Consider the following 18,616-nt stretch of genomic DNA (forward strand, 5'->3'; position numbering starts at 1 on the left):
TTTTACAATTCTTGGGACTGGTGAAAAAGCACGGTCTATGACAGGGCAAACTATAACGAATCACAGCCGCCTCTGCCAGACCGGGGAGATGTCAATTCTAAATCCTTACAGGGAACAGTAGTTGCGAAGCCCAGAGACCGTCAATCTTTGCAATCAATTCACTTCCCGACCAGAGAAAGGTTTCAGTTATGCCGTTTTGCGCCTCAATATTGACGCCACCTACAATTATGTCAGTTTCTGCAAAGTTAACTATTTTGGCGTAATCATTTCCACCACCGACTGAGTACCAATTTGTGGTGTTATCACCAATATAAAATGCGTTAACCGAGTTACCGCTGTTGCCAATTAAAGTATCTACCTCAACACCAGACAACCCGTTGCTTTCTGAACCTGTTAATATGTTCTGACCCGCACCACCTCCGAGAGTGTCGTTCCCCAAACCACCAAACAAGATATTAATGCCGTTTCCACCAGTGAGAACATCATTACCCTCGTCACCGCGAATGGTATTGTCGCCATTTCCGGCATTAATGTTGTCATCTCCAGCCCCGCCATTAATGGTGTCATTCCCTGTGCCGGCAGAGACAATATCGTCCCCATCCCCAAAATAATAAGTATGGTTGCCGTTGTTGTTGTAATATTTCGCAAAAATGCCAGTTCCTGTTAATACGTCGTTGCTGTTAGTCCCATAGATGAAGCGATCGTTGGTTCCGCCATTAAGCTTAGCAGCAACCAGAAACAAAGGATTATCTTGAGCATCAACGGGAATCACTCCTTCATGCACTTGAAGAGATTTAAGTAAATCCCCTCTATAGAAGTTTGGTCGAAATTGATGATCGGGCTGCGTGTCAGTCAGACCCAGAATATTTGTGGCTAAACGAGAATTGTCGGCTGCATCAGTTTTAACCAAATTTGTGTAGGCGGTCACGACACGGCCGTGTTCAGCAGCTTGGTCGAAGGGATTAAGCGGATTGGTGCCGAAGTCAAACAGGAAAGATTCCCTGGCAGTTCCAGCTTGAGCTTCATTGCCTGCTACACTACTGATGCCATTAAAACTTCTTCTTGAAGTCGTAGCACCAAAGTCTAAGCGTTCGATTGGGTCTGCAATTCCTAGATTGTTTAGGTATCCATTTGATAGGTTTGTATCGAAGCCATTAATAATATCGTAGGGACTGACAATTTTAGAACCATTTGATGCTGGGTCAAGGGCTGTAACCGAACCAACTTGACTCCCATAGGTAGTATTGAAACTGGCGGCAAGTTCGCTGGCAAGGTGAGCACCAAGACTATGACCAACAATATTGAGTGCTGTGGCTGGCATTCCCCACTCCACAAGTTTGTTTCGGACTGCTGTTGCCACTGGAGTAATCCACGAACCAGACCTGTAAAGGTCTCCTATAGCGATCCCTGCTGCTACATTATTTGTTGGGGTGCCGCTCACTTGCGTCCAGTCAAGGGCTAAAACTGTATCGTTTGGGTTAGCATCATAGATGGCTGTCGCCATAGTTGCATCAAAAGCATCGCTGGGTGCTGTGAAACCAGGAATCAGCAACCATACTTTTTGATTGGTCCATTGATCCGCAGAGGGAACCGAGAAGGGCGCACGGATATTTATTTGACGCTGACTTGGACTAAAAGCATTGCTAGGCGGTCTTTTAGTTTCGCCACCTGTTACCAAAAAGGGAGTATTTATTACTGCCATTGTCTATTCCTCTCAAGTTAGGTTGTTAAAGATGATTAATTCTGGGCCACAAGTGAGCTGAACCCAAGCCCAAAAAGGCCAACAATCAGGTCAATGGGGAGGCGTTCTCGGGTACGGGAGGAGGAGGAGATTCGTTAATTTCTAAGGTCACTAGCCCCTCACCTCCAATAGTTCCATTTCGCAAGACGAACTTAAATATACCAGGATCTACAAACATAAATCCGTTATTTCCGCCCCAAACTCCGCCATTATTTCCCGGATCCACTTGAAAGCCAAATTGAATTGGAAGTCCGTTCTCAAAAGCTAAAACAGGATTATCTGGGAAGTTGAAATCATCACTGGCTGTATACGTGACTGGAGTTAAGCCCTCCGCAAAGTCCAAAAATCTCAAGTTCAGAGATAGCAGTCCGGGTCGAGCTCCATTTCCACCATTGACAGTCATCGATTCCGTGCCGACTTTGGTCAGATGTGTATCGTCGTAGGAAAAGTCTCCGGTGTAGACACCAGCGAAGTTGGGCTCTGTGACGTTGACGACGTTGACTTTGATTGTGCCTCGTATTGTGGCTGCCATAACTGGCTCTCCTGCTAATGTGGATATTAAATATGTTCCCAGGATAGCGGTCAGTCCATATTTGATGTTCATTAGATATTCCTGCTTTGAAAGGCTTCACCCACAACCGTGAGTTTTTTCACGTCCGTAGCAATTAACGAAAACAATATCTTGCAATAAAGATTAAAGCTTCCTAGCTGTATTATGTACTGTAATTTTACTAGAGTTTTTGCTTCTAAATAACTAGATTTTTTGAATATATCAGTAATTATATTAAATCCCCCAACTTCTTAAATAAGTTGGGGATTTGGGTATGATGTTTTTTTATTAAACTGTTCGCGATCGCACTTTGATATCATGTCCTCACGATTAACCATAATATCCCGGTCGGGGCGGGTTTTTGAGATGGGAGATTGTTGGCAGGTATTGTTGGTGAGGGGAGCCCCTACAAAAATCGCGGTCCCTCGACCGGACATGATATGACTGCTCGAAACCGGGTTTTTTACGGAATCTGCGGGCTGTAACGCGTCTTTTGGTAAAAAACCCGGTTTCTGGACTATCATGCTAAGTCTTATTAAATTCGCAATAAATTACATTAAAAACTCAAAACTATCGATCGCCCAATGCCAGTTTTTCCCATGCAGCCGATCGCAAACTTGGACTTTCTCAACAGCCAAATATTGCTTAAATTCGGGTTTTTCTATGCCGCTGCGCCACATGATCAGAGCATCTTCTCCGGTGTCTTTGTAGTATCGTTTCCGCCGTCCTGCCTCTTTAAAACCAAATTTATTGTACAGAGACACGGCGGCTAAATTAGAGTCCCGCACTTCTAAAGTTGCGCGTTCTAATTGTCTAGAGTGAGCCTTTGTTAGTAAAGCCCAAAGCAGAGCTTGTCCTAAACCCTGACCTTGAAAGCGAGGATGAATTGCCAAAATTGTAATATGAGCTTCTTCTAAAATTGCCCACAGGCAACCCAAACCGATCGGGGTTGGGGTAAGTTTTGAGTTGGGAGTGGCCCGCGAGGATGTCTCAACACTGAGCGGTTTTGAGTTGAGAATGCTGTTGGGCTCGATCGACTCGAGTTCGCTGTCGAATCTTTCTGATGGGGAATCCCCGGTTTCCGATGCCCACAAACCCAGTAAATCGGTGTTAGGGCTGCCTAACTCGCGCCTATAGCCTTCTAAAGTCCAAAGTCCGCCAAAACAAAGCCGATCGAGTTCGACTGCACTGTTGAGGTGTTCTGCGGCGAGATGTTTAATTTGTAGAAAACGCACGGCTGTAAATTGTACACTGGAAAACACAGTAGCGATTAGCTGTTTGTGGCTAGTTTTGAGTCATGACTCACAAGTCTCCAGACATTAGTCTACTGCCAACGACCAATGACTGCTGATTAATGACTGCCGACTGCTGACTGCTGACTAATAACCTAGGATAGTTATTGCGCGATGGTATCAACTCAATCTTTCGGGGTCGAATCGGGGCTGAAGTATCTGTCTGAGTCGAAGCCGGTCCTGCAAAATCGATCGCCCAATCAAGAACTGTTACCGCTGACAGCCAGTGTCAACAGCAGCGATCGGTTGGAAATCGGAGGCTGCGAGGTGACAGCCTTGGTGGAGCAATTTGGCTCGCCGTTGTACATTTTAGACGAAGAAACGCTGCGGGCGGCTTGCGCCCAGTACCGGGATGCTTTCGGGCGTTACTATCCGGGATCTTCTCAAGTGCTCTATGCTTCTAAAGCATGGAGTTGTTTGGCAGTTTGCGCGATCGCCGCGGAGGAAGGTTTAGGAATAGATGTCGTATCTGCAGGCGAAATCCACACTGCACTGCAAGCCGGTGTGGATCCCGACAAAATCTACTTCCACGGTAACAACAAGTCCCGCGAGGAACTCCAGCTAGCTGTCGAAAGCGGCTGCATTACCGTAGCCGACAATTGGCGGGATTTAGAGACTCTAGCAGAGTTGGGAAAATTGGGTGTCAGCAGCCTCACAGGTGGGCCGACACGAATTATGGTGCGGTTTACTCCAGGAATTGAGTGTCACACTCACGAGTACATTCAGACGGGTCAAATCGACAGTAAATTTGGCTTCGATCCGAACTCGCTCGATCGAGTATTTACTTTCATCAGCCAACAGCCGTCCTTATTTTGCGTGGGAGTGCACGCTCACATCGGCTCTCAGATTTTTGAACTGCAACCCCATGACGATTTAGCCGATGTCATAGTTGAGGCCTTGACAAAAGCACTTAGTTATGGATTGCCAGCGACAGAAATTAATATTGGCGGGGGGTTGGGCATTCGCTATACTGAAGCGGACGATCCTCCCAGCATAGAAGATTGGGCTCGTACAATTTGCTCCGCAGTGGTAGCAGCTTGCGAGCGGCAGCAATTGCCATTACCGAAATTGCTTTGCGAACCGGGTCGATCGCTCGTCGGTACAGCCTGCGTCACTGCTTATACGGTTGGCTCTCAAAAAGTCATTCCCGGAATGCGGACTTATTTAGCTGTGGATGGAGGTATGTCGGACAATCCGCGTCCTATTACCTATCAATCAGTTTATCGAGCGATCGCAGTCGGTAAAATGTCTGCACCCTTAACGGAAACAGTGACAATTGCTGGGAAACACTGCGAGTCAGGCGATATTCTGATTAAAGATGCCAAATTGCCAGAGTGTCAGGCCGGAGATGTCCTCGCGGTTACGGCCACAGGGGCATACAATTACAGCATGGCTTCTAACTACAACCGAGTACCTCGACCGGCAGCGGTTTTAGTGAGAAATGGGGAAGTTAACACGATTATACAGCGGGAAACTTACCAGGATTTGCTGAGGCTTGACCGCCTTCCTGAACGACTCGGATCTCAAAAGTTAAAAGTTAAAAGTTAAAAGTTAAAAGTTAAAAGAAAGACAATCCATGTTTACTTCGTGATGATTGCTTTTTCACTTTTAACTTTTGCCTTGTTCAGTCACGCGATTGGATTGACACTCCCCGGTCTAAAAACACGGGGATTTTCAGCATATTCCTTATAACAACTGTTCATGGTTCATGGGTTCGAGTGCATCACGGTTCGCGGTTCACAGGCGGTAGCGTTCGATGAACCATGAACAATCAACAATCTGGGTATGACTTTGGCCTCGTTCAGTCCTTATTGATTCAAGGGATCGATATTGGACTGGTTTTTGCCCTTGCGTATTTGGTGCTCGTCATTGTTGGAGAGCGCAGAACGCTGTGGATGGTACGGGGATTTATCATTTTGATGCTGGCGGCGGCGGTGAGCAACTGGGCTGGATTGAGGTTGTTGCACGTTGCCCTCAACAGCTTGGTGACGGGTTCTGCTGTGGCAATGGCGGTAATATTGCAGTCGGAGTTTCGCCGATTTCTGGAACAATTGGGTCGGGGGGAATTTCGGCAATTGTTTGGACGCGATCGCCGACCAACTCCGGAACCCGACAGCGTAATAGATGAAATTGTGGACGCAGTAAAAGAACTTTCGCAAAACCGCACGGGCGCTTTACTAATTGTAGAAACAGATTCTCCGATCGACGATCGAGATTTTTCGGTGCCGGGGGTGAAGCTAAATGCTGAAGTCTCTAAGGAATTGTTGCAGACGATATTTCAGCCACAAACTTTGCTGCACGACGGAGCTGTTTTGATTCGAGCTTCGCGGATCGTGTCGGCGGGGGTAATTTTGCCTTTGTCCGATCGCAGCGCGTCGCGGCAGTTGGGAACCCGCCACCGGGCGGCGATGGGGATTACGGAACGGGTGCAAGCTTGCGTGTGCGTGGTGGTGTCGGAGGAAACGGGTTCTATTTCTCTGGCGCAGATGGGAACTTTAAATCGACCTTTGACTAGCAGCAAACTTAAGGAATTGCTGGAAGCAAAGCTGTTTCCGTCGGACGGAGAAAGAGCTGTGGCTCCAATTCCGATCGGCAATCTCGGACGCCAGATAGGATTGAAGGGAGTGACGCTGTTAAAACGGATACTGCGCCGTTAGTCGGGTAATCGGGAGAAACCATGAGTCAAGGAATTTGCTTGGAAAAGTTGCCGGAGGATCTGCAACAAGAACTACTGCCTAAGCACATAGCAGTGATTATGGATGGTAACGGGCGCTGGGCTAAGAAGAGGGGGTTGCCGCGGATTGCGGGACACCGCCGAGGAGCTAGCACTCTGAAGGAACTGCTGCGCTGCTGCAAAGATTGGGGGATTCCAGCTTTAACGGCCTATGCTTTTTCGACGGAGAATTGGGGGCGGCCGGCCGGGGAGGTGGATTTTTTAATGAGTTTGTTTGAGGGTAAGCTGCGGCAAGAATTGCGGGAGATGGTGGACGAGGACGTGCAAATTCAATTTATGGGTAATTTGCAGGCTTTGCCGAAGTCTTTGCAGGCGGAAATCGAGCGTTCTGTGACGGCAACTCAGCACAATCAGGGGATTTTGTTTACGGTGGCGACGAATTACGGGGGGCGTCAGGAGATTGTACAAGCTTGTCGGGCGATCGCCACTCAGGTGCAAGAGGGCAAGTTGCAGCCGGAGGAGATTGATGAGGTTTTATTTAAACGCTATTTGTATACTGCTGATATTTGTGACCCGGATTTGCTGATCCGGACGAGCGGGGAAATGCGGTTGAGCAATTTTCTGCTATGGCAAATGGCTTATTCGGAAATTTACATTACTGAGACGCTGTGGCCGGATTTCGATCGATCGGAGTTTCACCGTGCTTTGTCTGATTATCAGCAGCGCAGCCGCCGATTTGGCAAAGTGTAAGGATTTGGGATTTGGGATTTGAGATTTGAGATTTTTTGGTTGATTTTTCAATTTCCAAGTAGGTGTCGATTCTGAGGGAGCATCTCCATGAAAGTAAAAAACGTTTTTACGACCTGCGAGCGTCCCGCACAGCGCAATACAGCGAGGATCCCGCTCGAACTCCCATGTAAATGTTTGCAGGCTGGATGCTCCTGATTTTCACCTGGATTCCCAATCTAAAATCTCATACTAATTTGACTCATCTAAAAAATTGGGTAGAAACCCCGTCCTTCTAGGACGGCTTTACACGGTGTCGCAGTATAATTTCAGTGGTCAATGACCCACTGTCCGTCGATGGAGAAATAAACCCCAACACCCAAGTTTGCGATGTTTCGCAACGGGGAAGAAAAATCGGTAGACCGGGAAAAGAGGATGGGGCAATGAAATATGCATCCCTTGAATCAAAACGACAAAGAAATTCTTCTGTGGAATGAAGATACATAAAAACCGTCGGTAAGCGCGGGGGAGCGTCTGTGGAGCGAACATAAGACCATAAAACTACTTGTGGGTAGAGGCAGTTGCTATGAAACAGAAACCTAAATCGTGAGGTTTGGGAATCACCGCGCCTTTATGCCGGTGAGGATGTCAACTCCTGCTCAACATAACGATTGGAGATTTTAGATTGGAGCACAAATCTCAAATCTTAAATCTCAAATCTCCAATCTTAAATCTCAAATCAAATTAGGGGCCGGAGAAAACGGCAGCTTCAATGTCCTGACGCGAGAGGGAGTATTTGAAGGCTCGCTGAATATCTTCGCCGTCGGCTCCAGCATGGATGTAACGGATGGTGAGTTGGTCGATATCGAGGGATAGTTCTGCTTTCCAGGTAGGTCGATCGATCTGCCAGCAGTGGAGTTCTCGCCGGTCTTGCTGGCAGCCACGGCTGATGAGCCACTGCTCGATGGACGGGAGGGGATGGTTGTACAAAGGAGTGTCAGCGGAAGGAAGAGTCATGGGATTTTAGATTTTAGATTTTAGATTTTAGATTGGGGATGGAGGATTGAGGATTTGGGATTTTAGATGGGGGATTTGGGATTTGAGGCTTTAATTGCCGCGAATTAAGCCGATCGCGATCGCCAGTACCAAACATCCGATTAAGCTAGCTCCCATGATAAACAGGGCGAACATTTCTCCGGGGGAAAGAGGTCGATCCGTGGGATCTAGGTAAGCGGAGTTGGAAGTTTTTTTGCCCGAGCCCGAAACCGGAGTATTGAAACCGGGCGGCGACTGAATCACGTTCAGGCGAGAATAGCCTATTTTGAGGTCGTAGGCGAGGCGACGTTCTGGGTTGCTGAGGGTGGCGTAGGCGTTGTTGAGCTGCTGAAATTTGGCGGTGGCGACTGCGGGCGGCAGGTCGGTGGTATCGGGATGGTAGAGTTTGCTCAGTTCCCGGTACGATCGCCGAATTTCGATCTGCGATGCGGAAGGATGCAGCCCTAACAAGCCGTAGTAGCTAGAACCCAAGGGGGTTTTGCCGGGTATTTTCTGACTTTTGCTGTTTGCCGTTCCCTCGTTAGGAGTCACCTCAGCGCCTCTGGGCTTGTTGTTTATAATTTTTGATTATTTTAGAGCAGATTTGAGGGTAGCGCCACTGTCTGCGATGTCGAGGGGTTGAGGGTGGGCGTAAGGCGACGGCAAGTAACATCAAACTCAGCACCAAGATATTCATGCCGTCGGCTTCATCGATTTGTTATGCGACTTGAGGAAGTGTTTGAGATATCTGATATCAATTCCGGTTATACCGGAATGATTAAACCACAGAGGGCACAGAGGACACAGAGAAAGAGAAGAGAGAGATAATAATTCCGATGTCAACGGATTTGATATGACTCACCGATGGATCGGGTAAGCCGATTTCGCCAGAACTTTTTCTCGACACTGCGGATATTTTCTTCAGATCTCAGTTGATCCAAGTAAAGCAGCAAATACTTCAATTCATCATCCGTCTCCTCTCCCTCAAAGGGGTTTACTCGCACCAGATTGCCATAGCTGCGCTCCCACTTTTGAGGTGTATCATCCACTGCAATGATTGACTCTAGACGATACCCTTTGCGCTTGACCTTTTTTAGATTTTTGCGATTGTAATATTCAAACCATTCAATATCGTAAGCAACTGTGCAGCGATCGCTTGCCCACACAAACGATAAAGTTTTAGGATTTTCAAAGATGGCTGACACAATTGCGCTCGCATAAGACGGCGTAGAAGATGTCCAAACTGCAACCTCAAACCAGTCTAAGCAATTTTTCAAAAACATATTAAGAAACGGTCGTTTGTAAATGTGATATTGCTCCACTAAAAAGTCAGCTTGCCGAGGTAGAGATGCTTGGGTAGCATAAATTAAAGTTTCATCAATATCGAGGATCAATAGTTTTTTGAGAGAATCCACAATCAAAAATAGTTCATCACTATGTCTAGGTTTACTCCCTGTACCCAATTACTTTAAACTATGAATCGCCCGAGCGCAAATTTTGCACCTCCTCAACGCTAAGCCCTGTAGTTTGGCTAATAGTTTCATCATCTAGCCGTGAAAGTAATTGTCGGGCGATCGCGATCGCCTTTTCTCGCATTCCTTCTTCTCGTCCTTGTTCTATGCCTTGTTCTATGCCTTGTTCTATGCCTTGTTCTATGCCTTGTTCTATGCCTTGTTCTATGCCGTCCTGAACAGCCTTAATAATTGCTCCCTGTTGGTCATAAATAAACTGTTCTCTTCTGTCCAAATCTTCCACTTCCTCTCGGCTCAAACTGGCTTGATTCGCAATATTAAAAGCTTCATGTATTTCTGGTATGCTATCCATTGTTTCTGGAATCGATGTCAGAATTCTCGCATTTTTCATAAAATAAATCCATTTGTCTGCTAAAGTTTCAAGTTCCTCCTGTCCTTTGGTAAACTTGGGCAACTCTACAAACACTAAATCCAGCTCGTTTTCGGGATAAGTCAAATTAGTCTTGACTTCTTTGAACACAAATCGAGAAATAAATTCTGGGCTGTTAGGCAACATTTCAAAATCAGTAATTGTTAGAGCAATTACTGGCTTCAGCATTCGATATCCTTGGGCTGCTTCCAATTGAAAAGCGTAAGTCTTCGCTGCATTGTACAACACTCGTTTCCCAAAAGACTGGACGTTGAGCACTTGCATTTCAATAATTACTAAAGTGCCATCGCTGAGTTTTGCTTTCACATCCAGATAAGTATCTTTTAAGCCTTCTAGTTTGGGCGGCAGATTCGGGTTGATAATTTCTAAGTCTTCGATGGTGGAATTGCCTTCATAAATTAAGGCGTTGAGAAAGCTAATTAGAATGTCTTTGCTTTCTGAGGAACCGAATATTTTTTTGAAGGCGTAATCGGTTTTAGGGTTGATAAATATCATAGTTGTCAGATTTAGCTTTGAGGTTATTGGTTTTGTGACGAACCAACGGGATTGGATCTGGGTAAAACTCCTGATTTTGTTTCAGGTAATGGTTTGACATTTTCCGGCAAATGTGCGTTAGCGCTCGCGAGCACAGCCTCATCGTCCCTGTGTTCGTCATCAATGGGAATTGGGCAAGAAATCAGTTCTGTGACGATGCGATCGCCCAGAACATCTTCCCAATCTTGCAACTGTTCTCTGGCTTTGATCGGTGTATTGACAGCCACGTCTACGCCCATTTGCTGAAGGTTGAGGCTGTGGGCTGTCGATCGGCGGTTGACACACTCCACCAGCCAAACGCTCAATCCCACTGCTGCCATCAAAGGCAAGACAATCCGGTAATCGCGGGTTAATTCAAACATCAATAGGATGGCTGTCAGCGGTGCTCTGGCGCTGCCGGCGAGGACGGCGGCCATTCCCACCATTGCGTAGGCGGCAGGACCGGCGACTCGATCGCTCATTGCCGGCAGCATTTCCAAAAACAGGCCGTAAGCCGAACCCAGGGAAGCTCCCAAAAACATCGCCGGAGCGAAGATGCCCCCCACTAAACCGCTGCCGAGGCTGATTGCTGTCATCGCCAGTTTGACAAACAGCAGCTGCAGCAGCAAAGGCAAAGAAAATTTAACATCTTGGAGCATTGCTTGGACTGTTTCGTAACCGACACCCAAAATTTGAGGCAATTGCAGCGCGACTAAGCCGACTGCGGCCCCGCCGACGATCGGGTGAAGCGGCCGGGGCAGTCGTCCGAGCCAAGCAAATCCTCGGACTTTTCCTTGAAAACAGCCCTCGGCTAATTGAATTGCTTCTGTGTAGGCTAGAGACACTCCACTCGCCAAAAGTCCCAATCCCATGTACAGAGGCAGTTCTAGGGGGCTGCGGACATCGTAGATCGGCAAAGAAAAGGCCGGCTGAGCTCCCAAGCAGATTTGAGCGATGAGCGCCGAAACTACGGCCGAGAGCAAGACAACGCTGACTGAGGAAGTGGCGAAGGTGCTGCCGAGCACGACTTCTAAGGCAAAGAACACTCCGGCGATGGGAGAGTTAAACCCGGCAGATAAACCTGCAGCAGCTCCGGCGCCCAGGAGCAAGCGCTGCCGTTCTGGCGAGAGCTGCAAAACTTGAGCCAGCAGCATTCCAAAATTAGCGCCGATTTCGACGCTGGGGGCTTCCGGACCCAGGGAGGCGCCGGTGCCGAGGGAAACTGATGCTGCCATCATTTTGGTGATGGGTTTGAGGGGGGAGAGTTCTTGCAGCCCGCGGGTGGCTGCAATTAAGGAAGACATATTCGGGCCAAAGTCCCGAAACCGCCAGCGCATCAGCCCGATGATGACTCCGCCGATGGTGGGAATGCAGGCTAGCGTCCAAGAGCCTTTGGAGGCGATCGCCCCCATGAAGTCTTGCAGCATCAGGCTGTGGATGAAGTGGATCAGGTAGTGAAAGGTGACGACGCCTGCACCCGTAACTCCCCCAATGACTAGGGAAAGGATGAGCAGGAGGGTTTCTGGGCTTGGGTGCAGGCGGGTGAACAGCGGGCTTAGGCGGGAGGCTTGGGGAGTTGCTGCGGTTGGGCCGGGCGGCTGCAGATCCACAGGAGGGGTGGCTCTCATTTAGCGGTTAATTCTTCTGTGAGAAGTGAGATAAATATTACATTTTATTTCTTATTTTAATTGTGAGTGATTTTAGGGGAATTGACAAGTTAATTAAGCGGTATTTTAGGGCGGATTTTTTGGGCTGGCGGCTGGCGTGGAATGACTGATTCTGAGGACCGACGGATTTGGCGGGATTGTATACTCACTTACATTCAAACTTAGATACACTCTGGCGATCGTCCTAGTTAACTATATTTATAGTTTTGGCGCTTAGGGCGATCGCATAAGCGAATCAATGAGCTGTAGATTGGGGAGAAATTAGTGAAACTAAACCTTCGGATTCAATAATTAGCGATTCGATATTTTGCATTAGATTTATTGCCTCAATTTTTGATCGATCGGGAAACCGCAGAGCAACGCTTCGGAACGCAGATATATTTCAAGATTGGAGAGCGAATGCTTCCAATCTTGTCTATTAAAAACACCAATCTTAGATATAAAATCCAAAATCATCCTATAGCGGTTGTTGAGTGGGCGGAATCCTTTGTCTAGGTGTGTTGATCGACATTAGCGGATCGCCGATGGTGGCGACTTTCCAGGGAGGGGATTGTAGCTGCCGTGCTGCTATTAAAAAGGGGGCTCCTCGCTTCAGGCGATCGACCATTAATTTAGGTGGAATAAATGCCGATAACAAAGGTTCGTGGACGCTGCCGACATAGGCGTAAGCACCATTTGCTAACCACCTTCCGCTAACGGTGTTTGTGTCATCTGGATCTGAGGCTGACCAACTGTGAATCATGTGGATTGCTGTGGGAAATACCACTTTTGGTATGTCTTCAACTGAAGCGTCGCCGTTGCCGACTTGGAATGATTTTGAATAGCCTTTGGAATTCATTAATATTAAGTCAAATGTCCACGGTTTTGAGGCTAAACTCCGCCACTTTTCCAGGCTAGATTCTGGTCGCTGCACTACTTCGACATCCAAACCTATGGTTTTTAGTTCGGCAGCTGCTTCCTCCATTTCATATTTTGCCCAATTTCCTTCCTTGGTGTAACTGTCATAAAGCATGGCTGTTTGGCTGTCTAGAAATATGGAACACATGGCTTGATAGATCGATCGCACCTCCGAGCCGTAAATCCAGCCGACAGCCGCCCAGCGTTCGCCGTTGATGTGCCGTCCCAAACCGTCGGTAACAGCTAATTGTTCGTTTTTCTTTTGAGGGGATTGATATTTTACTGCTAGTTCGCGTACAATGGTTATTGTGTCGATCGGGTCTCCGAGTTGAGAATAATAAAATCCGGTAGATTCGACGGCTTTTGTAATTGCTATTTGCAGAGTTTTCCACTGTGTCTTATTGAGGCTCTGGTTGGGTTTTCCGAAGTTGCCTTCTAGAAATACTAAAGGTTGGCCGTGAGCGGCTGCTAAGGCAACTGCTGCTGAGCGTGCGGGGTCGTTTTCTGATGTGATTACTACTCCTGGGGGTTCCCAGCCGAGTTCCGTCCATTTTGCTTTTAAGGTTTTAGTATCGGTGGCATTCCAGGCTGTTGCTGCGGCGTTCAGCATTAATTCTTGGAGTTGTTTACCTTTTGGCAGTTGCTCTTTGATGCTTGGCAAACGGACTACTTCTTCGGCTTGAAAGCGCTGCAAAAACCTGGGCGTATATTTGTCGTCTTCGATGAGAATAGGCCAGTTTCCTTTGAGATTCCATTTTTGGATTGCTGCTAAGAATGTGGCTTCGTCGGGTACTAGAACTACGCGGTTGACTGTTGGTATCTTGGATCGGAGGATGCCTAATCGGAGGCCTGTTTGAATAGGCCAGGGTTCTTGTTTGGCTGAGGCGGGAAGTTGAAAGGGTTTTGCAATCAAAAAGTTACATCCATTAATTGCTGTTGATAAGCATAAAAATAGTGTTAATGCTACCAGTGTAAGTTGTCTGTTTTTGAGATGCATTTTTTTGACTCCTGATCGAAGCAGATGAACGCGAATTAACGCCGATGAATGTGGAAATGTTAATAGATGCCGGGAATTATTTTTTTGACTCGCTGCTGGTAATCTGAATAGTCTGGATATTTTTGGGTTAACCAGGTTTCTTCTCGATTGGCTTTGATGTCAAAAAATATTATTAATATGGCGGTGGCTATTAAGTGGGATAGGCTCATTTGAAAAAGTGTCCAGCCGAGGGCGGCTAAAATTAAGCCACTGTATAATGGATGTCGCACTATCCCGTAAATGCCTGTTTGGACTAATTCTCCGTTTTCTATAGGATACGGTAAAGGTGTGAGGTTTTTTCCTAAGTCTATCAATGCTTTGAAGATTAAAATTAATCCGCCCAAGCCGAGCATACTTGCTACAATCCAGGTAAGAGCAAGTAATTGAGTTGATTGAATTTTTAATCCTGGCAGTTGATAAACTGGTAAGATTACAAATCCTGTGAGCAATCCTCCTTGAAGCAAAACTAAATATTCGCCGCGGCTGTTATGGCGCCAGCCTTCGCGCGTGAAACCCCAGTGAGTTAAGATTTTCATAGTAAGACGAAGCAGGAAGAAGGCAGAAGGAAGAAGGCAGAAGGAAGAAGGCAGAAGGAAGAGGGGAGAAGAAAGTGAACTGTAGGTTGGGTACAGTGAAGTAAAACCCAACCTACGGCGAACAGCGAACAGCGAACAGCGAACAGCGAACAGTGAACACTCAACAATTAACACCAATTTATTCTAGCCAGGGACGAGTCATTAGTTCTAGTTGGTTGACTTCATCTTGGCTTAAAGTCCAGCCTAATGCGCCTGCGTTTTCTTGGGCTTGTTTTGCGGTTTTGGCGCCGGGAATTGGGATTACTTTGTTTTGGGCTATTAGCCAGTTGAGGGCTACTTGGGCGGGCGTGCGATCGCGCTTTTTGCCCATTTTCCGCAGGGTGGACATGACTAATTCGATTTTTTCGAGGCCGCTTTTGCTGAAGCGGGAGTCCATTTTGCGGGCTCCTGTAGGTTGTTCTTGGGCTGTATATTTCCCGGTTAGCAATCCTTGGGCTAAGGGGCTGTAAGCTAAAATTGTTACTCCCAATTCGCGGGCTGCACTCACAATTCCTTGTTTTTCTACTTGTCGCGACAGCAAGGAGTAGCGGACTTGATTTGTTGCTAGGGGAACGCCTCTGGCTGCTAGTATTTTGTGGGCTTCGCGCATCTGTTCTGCTGAATAGTTGCTGACTCCTACTGCTTGAATTCTGCCTTGTTTTACTTCATCGGCTAAGGCGTTCATCAGGGTTTCTTGACGGAGTAAAAAAGTGAAGGGCCAGTGCACTTGGTAGAGGGCTATTTGTTCTACTTGCAAGCGTTTTAAGCTGGCACTCAAAGCGTCGGAAACTGATTTTCCTGTAATCCGCCAAGGTAGGGGGCCGAATTTGGTGGCTATTTGCACGGGTTGGGTGGTTTTTTTGAGAAACTGTCCCAGTAATTCTTCTGACAAGCCGTTACCGTAGACTTCGGCTGTGTCGAAAAAGTTGACTCCGCTGTCTAGGGATGTTTTGAATGCTGCTTCGACTTCGGCGGCGCCGTAGTTGCTGCCGTAGTTCCAAAATAGTTTGTCGCCCCAAGCCCAAGTTCCGACGCACAGGGGAATGACGGCTGGGCCATTTTGTCCTAGGGTAATGGTTGTCACGGTTGGTAAATCCACAGTTCTTGATTCTCTTTATTTTTATATGAATTTATACGAATAATCGCGATCGAGCTTCTAGCCGGGGGAGGAAAGGCGGCGGGTTGCTATATCTCAGTTACTATAAATTCAAATGCTGTGTTTATTTGAATAGTTATGTCGATCGACCGTTTGCCAGATTCAAGATTAACAGATTCCGGGACTTTTGCTCTCAAGAGAGTTACCCTGCTGACTATGTTCCGGTTGGGTTTGTTTCAGATGGGATTGGGCATGATGTCGATTTTGACCCTGGGGGTGCTCAATCGCGTCATGATTAAGGAGTTGGCGATTCCGGCTACTGTGGTGGCTGGTACGCTGGCCATGCACCAGTTTGTGGCGCCGGCTAGGGTGTGGTTCGGGCAAATGTCTGATGCTAGGCCTTTGTTTGGCCATCACCGCACAGGTTATGTGTGGGTAGGAAGCGTTTTGTTTGTGATTTCTGCTTTTTTGGCGGTGCAGGTGATGTGGCGCTTGGGCGGCAGTTTGGAGGCTGTGGGGTGGACGACTCCTACTTACGGTTGGGTGGGTTTGTTGGGTTTGATTTTTGCGCTTTACGGTATTGCTATTTGTTCGAGTTCGACTCCTTTTGCTGCTTTGTTGGTGGATGTTTCGGATGAGGAAGATCGATCGAAGTTGGTGGGTGTGGTGTGGTCGATGCTGATGGTTGGTATTATTATCGGGGCGATTATTAGCAGCGGTTTGCTCAAGCAAATTGATGGGGATGTGTCGCGCGAAGTGTTGCAGGCTTCGATTAACGGTTTGTTTGTGAAGGTGCCGGCGCTTGTTTTGCTGTTGGTGGGGATTGCGACTTTTGGCGTTGAGAAAAAATATTCGCGGTACGGGGTGCGATCGATCGCAGTGAATCGAGAAGATAAAATTACTCTGGGAAGTGCGCTGCGGATTTTGACCGCTAGCCGCCAAACCGGTTTGTTTTTTACTTTCCTGCTGATTATGACAATTTGCTTGTTTATGCAGGATGCGGTTTTGGAACCTTACGGCGGGGAAATTTTTAAGATGCAGATTTCGGAAACTACCCGGTTGAATGCTATTTACGGTACTGGTACTCTGATCGGTTTGAGCGCAACTGGTTTTTTAATTGTGCCGCGAATTGGCAAGCAAAATACGATTAGGTTGGGCTGTTTGTCGGTGGCGACTTGTTTGAGTTTAATTATTTTATCTGGATTCACAGGAAATCCAATTGTGTTTAAGTCGGCTTTAATGTTGTTTGGTTTTTCTTCGGGAATTACGACGACTGGTGCGCTGAGTTTGATGTTGGATTTGACTGCTGCAGAAACTGCTGGGACTTTTATTGGTGCTTGGGGTTTGTCGCAGGCGATGGCGCGCGGTGTGGCGACGGTTAGCGGCGGTGCTATTTTGGATTTGGGCAGAAGTTTATTTGGGGTGCCGATGCTGGCTTACGGGTTGGTTTTTGCTGTGCCGGCGGTGGGTATGATTCTGGCTGTTTGGCTGTTGGGTAGGGTGGATGTTGGGGAGTTTCAGGATAATGCTAAAAGTGCGATCGCAAATATTCTTGAAAATGACTTAGACTGATGTTTTGTCAGTTTGCCTGGGGCAGTTGACGAGACAGCAGGTGTCAGTTGTCAGCTTGCCTGGGGCAGTTGTTAGTTCCCACAATCAATAACCAATAACTAATAACGAATAACTAATGACTAATTTTTGGGATTCTATTTTAAGTTTTGCACGGGTTACTGTCGAGAGAGTCGGACGGCAGTTGTTGCAAGATTTCGGTTCCGTGCAAGCGGATGAGAAGGATGACGGGAGTTTGGTGACGAAATCCGATAATTGGGCTGATGCGGAAATTAGAAGTGCGATCGCATCTACTTTTCCCAGTCACGGCATTTTGAGCGAGGAAGGAGAACAGGTTTTCCCAGATACTGAATGGTGTTGGGTTGTCGATCCTTTGGATGGTACAACTAATTTTGCTAGGGGAATTCCGATTTGGGGTATTTCTTTGGGTTTGTTGTATCGCGGAACTCCGGTTTTTGGCTGCGTGCATTTGCCGCCAATTAATCAGTCTTTTCACGGTTTTTATGCACCTGATTGGGCGGGCGGCGTGTTTGACAATATGCCTCAAGGTGCGTTTTTAAACGGGCAGCAAATTCGGCCGAGTGCTGATAAAATGAGCGGGAATCATTTTTTTAATTTGTGTTCGCGGAGTGTGGGAATCGGGCCTCATCTTCCGAGTAAAGTTCGGATGTTGGGTATGGCTAGTTACAATTTTTTGACGGTGGCTTCGGGTACGGTGTTGGGAGGAGTGGAAGCGACGCCGAAAATTTGGGATATTGCCGGGAGTTGGGTAATTGTGAAGGCTGCTGGTGCGGTTTGGCTACCGCTGGAGTCCCAGGCGATTTTTCCGCTGGAAGTGGGGAAGAATTACGGCAGGATTTCTTATCCGACTTTGGTGATGAATCGGCAGGAGTTGGTGTCGGTATTTTTGCCGTTTGTCGAGGCTTGGAAGAAGAAAAAAATGGGGTGATATCAATTCCGGTTACACCGGAATGATGGTCCGTTGGGAGTGGGGAGTGGTCCGTGGGGGAATGTGGAATTATTGACCTTGACTTTATCATTTCCATGCAACCGGAAACGATATAATTGGCGTGAAGCGAAGCTATCCCCTAGGCAATCGAGCAATTATAAAATAAAACAGCCTGGCAGGCGTGACGGAGGAGTCTCCCACGCCTGCCGTGCTGTTTGGAAGAAATATACCGACCGATGACCGATGGTTAAAGTATGCCTGCTCTCGTCTATTTCTGGCAATATGCGATCGGGTGGTTTTCTTTTAGGGCGATCGGGTGATGCGGTGCTGCTACAATTTGTGGTAATTCTTCAACTAGCTATTATCTCTATAAAATAAAATTATACCCGTTTTC

General features: G+C 47.3%; 16 protein-coding genes. 5 read left to right on the plus strand and 11 right to left on the minus strand.

Annotated features, from left to right (window positions below; all coding sequences use genetic code 11):
* Window positions 1-97: 97 nt before the first annotated feature.
* From QUB61_RS09945 to rimI, 3 genes are all read right to left on the minus strand, one after another.
* The gene (locus tag QUB61_RS09945; RefSeq protein ID WP_333123213.1) at window positions 98-1,702 is read right to left on the minus strand and encodes a hypothetical protein; all 1,605 of its coding nucleotides are present in this window, start codon (window positions 1,700-1,702) and stop codon (window positions 98-100) included.
* A gap of 85 nt (window positions 1,703-1,787) precedes the next feature.
* Window positions 1,788-2,345 carry a hypothetical protein gene (locus tag QUB61_RS09950; RefSeq protein WP_333123217.1) on the minus strand — a complete coding sequence of 186 codons (558 nt, stop codon included), beginning with the start codon at window positions 2,343-2,345 and terminating at the stop codon, window positions 1,788-1,790.
* Between the two features lie 497 nt (window positions 2,346-2,842).
* A complete protein-coding gene (gene rimI / locus QUB61_RS09955; RefSeq protein WP_333123220.1) occupies window positions 2,843-3,526 on the minus strand; it encodes a ribosomal protein S18-alanine N-acetyltransferase in 684 nt (227 codons plus the stop codon).
* Window positions 3,527-3,697: 171 nt separating this feature from the next.
* Here rimI and lysA point away from each other — a divergent pair, with 171 nt between their 5' ends.
* From lysA to QUB61_RS09970, 3 genes are all read left to right on the plus strand, one after another.
* Entirely contained in the window at window positions 3,698-5,131 is a 1,434-nt protein-coding gene (gene lysA, locus QUB61_RS09960) for a diaminopimelate decarboxylase (RefSeq protein ID WP_333123223.1), read from the plus strand.
* Window positions 5,132-5,346: 215 nt separating this feature from the next.
* Complete coding sequence (gene cdaA, locus QUB61_RS09965; RefSeq protein WP_333123225.1) at window positions 5,347-6,240, plus strand: diadenylate cyclase CdaA; 894 nt, start codon at window positions 5,347-5,349, stop codon at window positions 6,238-6,240.
* Between the two features lie 20 nt (window positions 6,241-6,260).
* On the plus strand, window positions 6,261-7,007 hold the full coding sequence (locus tag QUB61_RS09970; protein ID WP_333123227.1) for an isoprenyl transferase: 747 nt from the start codon (window positions 6,261-6,263) through the stop codon (window positions 7,005-7,007).
* Window positions 7,008-7,727: 720 nt separating this feature from the next.
* On the opposite strand, the gene QUB61_RS09975 is transcribed toward QUB61_RS09970, so the two are convergent.
* From QUB61_RS09975 to QUB61_RS10010, 8 genes are all read right to left on the minus strand, one after another.
* Window positions 7,728-8,000: a DUF3143 domain-containing protein gene (locus tag QUB61_RS09975; protein WP_332955961.1), complete on the minus strand. Its 273-nt coding sequence runs from the start codon at window positions 7,998-8,000 to the stop codon at window positions 7,728-7,730.
* 90 nt (window positions 8,001-8,090) lie between these two features.
* Entirely contained in the window at window positions 8,091-8,570 is a 480-nt protein-coding gene (locus tag QUB61_RS09980; RefSeq protein WP_333123230.1) for a J domain-containing protein, read from the minus strand.
* A gap of 287 nt (window positions 8,571-8,857) precedes the next feature.
* On the minus strand, window positions 8,858-9,433 hold the full coding sequence (locus tag QUB61_RS09985) for an HAD family hydrolase (protein WP_333123233.1): 576 nt from the start codon (window positions 9,431-9,433) through the stop codon (window positions 8,858-8,860).
* A gap of 58 nt (window positions 9,434-9,491) precedes the next feature.
* The gene (locus tag QUB61_RS09990; RefSeq protein WP_333123237.1) at window positions 9,492-10,415 is read right to left on the minus strand and encodes an Rpn family recombination-promoting nuclease/putative transposase; all 924 of its coding nucleotides are present in this window, start codon (window positions 10,413-10,415) and stop codon (window positions 9,492-9,494) included.
* Window positions 10,416-10,438: 23 nt separating this feature from the next.
* The gene (locus tag QUB61_RS09995) at window positions 10,439-12,061 is read right to left on the minus strand and encodes a chloride channel protein (RefSeq protein ID WP_333123239.1); all 1,623 of its coding nucleotides are present in this window, start codon (window positions 12,059-12,061) and stop codon (window positions 10,439-10,441) included.
* Between the two features lie 496 nt (window positions 12,062-12,557).
* Window positions 12,558-13,910: a hypothetical protein gene (locus QUB61_RS10000; protein WP_333123242.1), complete on the minus strand. Its 1,353-nt coding sequence runs from the start codon at window positions 13,908-13,910 to the stop codon at window positions 12,558-12,560.
* 143 nt (window positions 13,911-14,053) lie between these two features.
* Window positions 14,054-14,569, minus strand: coding sequence for an isoprenylcysteine carboxylmethyltransferase family protein (locus tag QUB61_RS10005; RefSeq protein ID WP_333123245.1), 516 nt, complete (start codon window positions 14,567-14,569; stop codon window positions 14,054-14,056).
* A 178-nt stretch (window positions 14,570-14,747) separates the two neighbouring features.
* Complete coding sequence (locus QUB61_RS10010) at window positions 14,748-15,692, minus strand: aldo/keto reductase (RefSeq protein WP_333123368.1); 945 nt, start codon at window positions 15,690-15,692, stop codon at window positions 14,748-14,750.
* A gap of 150 nt (window positions 15,693-15,842) precedes the next feature.
* Between QUB61_RS10010 and QUB61_RS10015 the strand changes: the two genes are divergently transcribed.
* Together QUB61_RS10015 and QUB61_RS10020 are read left to right on the plus strand one after the other, a co-directional pair.
* A complete protein-coding gene (locus QUB61_RS10015; protein WP_333123248.1) occupies window positions 15,843-17,276 on the plus strand; it encodes a BCD family MFS transporter in 1,434 nt (477 codons plus the stop codon).
* A 115-nt stretch (window positions 17,277-17,391) separates the two neighbouring features.
* A complete protein-coding gene (locus QUB61_RS10020) occupies window positions 17,392-18,222 on the plus strand; it encodes an inositol monophosphatase family protein (RefSeq protein WP_333123251.1) in 831 nt (276 codons plus the stop codon).
* Window positions 18,223-18,616: the final 394 nt, after the last annotated feature.

It is taken from the genome of Microcoleus sp. C2D2, from assembly GCF_036702495.1.
GTDB lineage: Bacteria > Cyanobacteriota > Cyanobacteriia > Cyanobacteriales > Microcoleaceae > Microcoleus.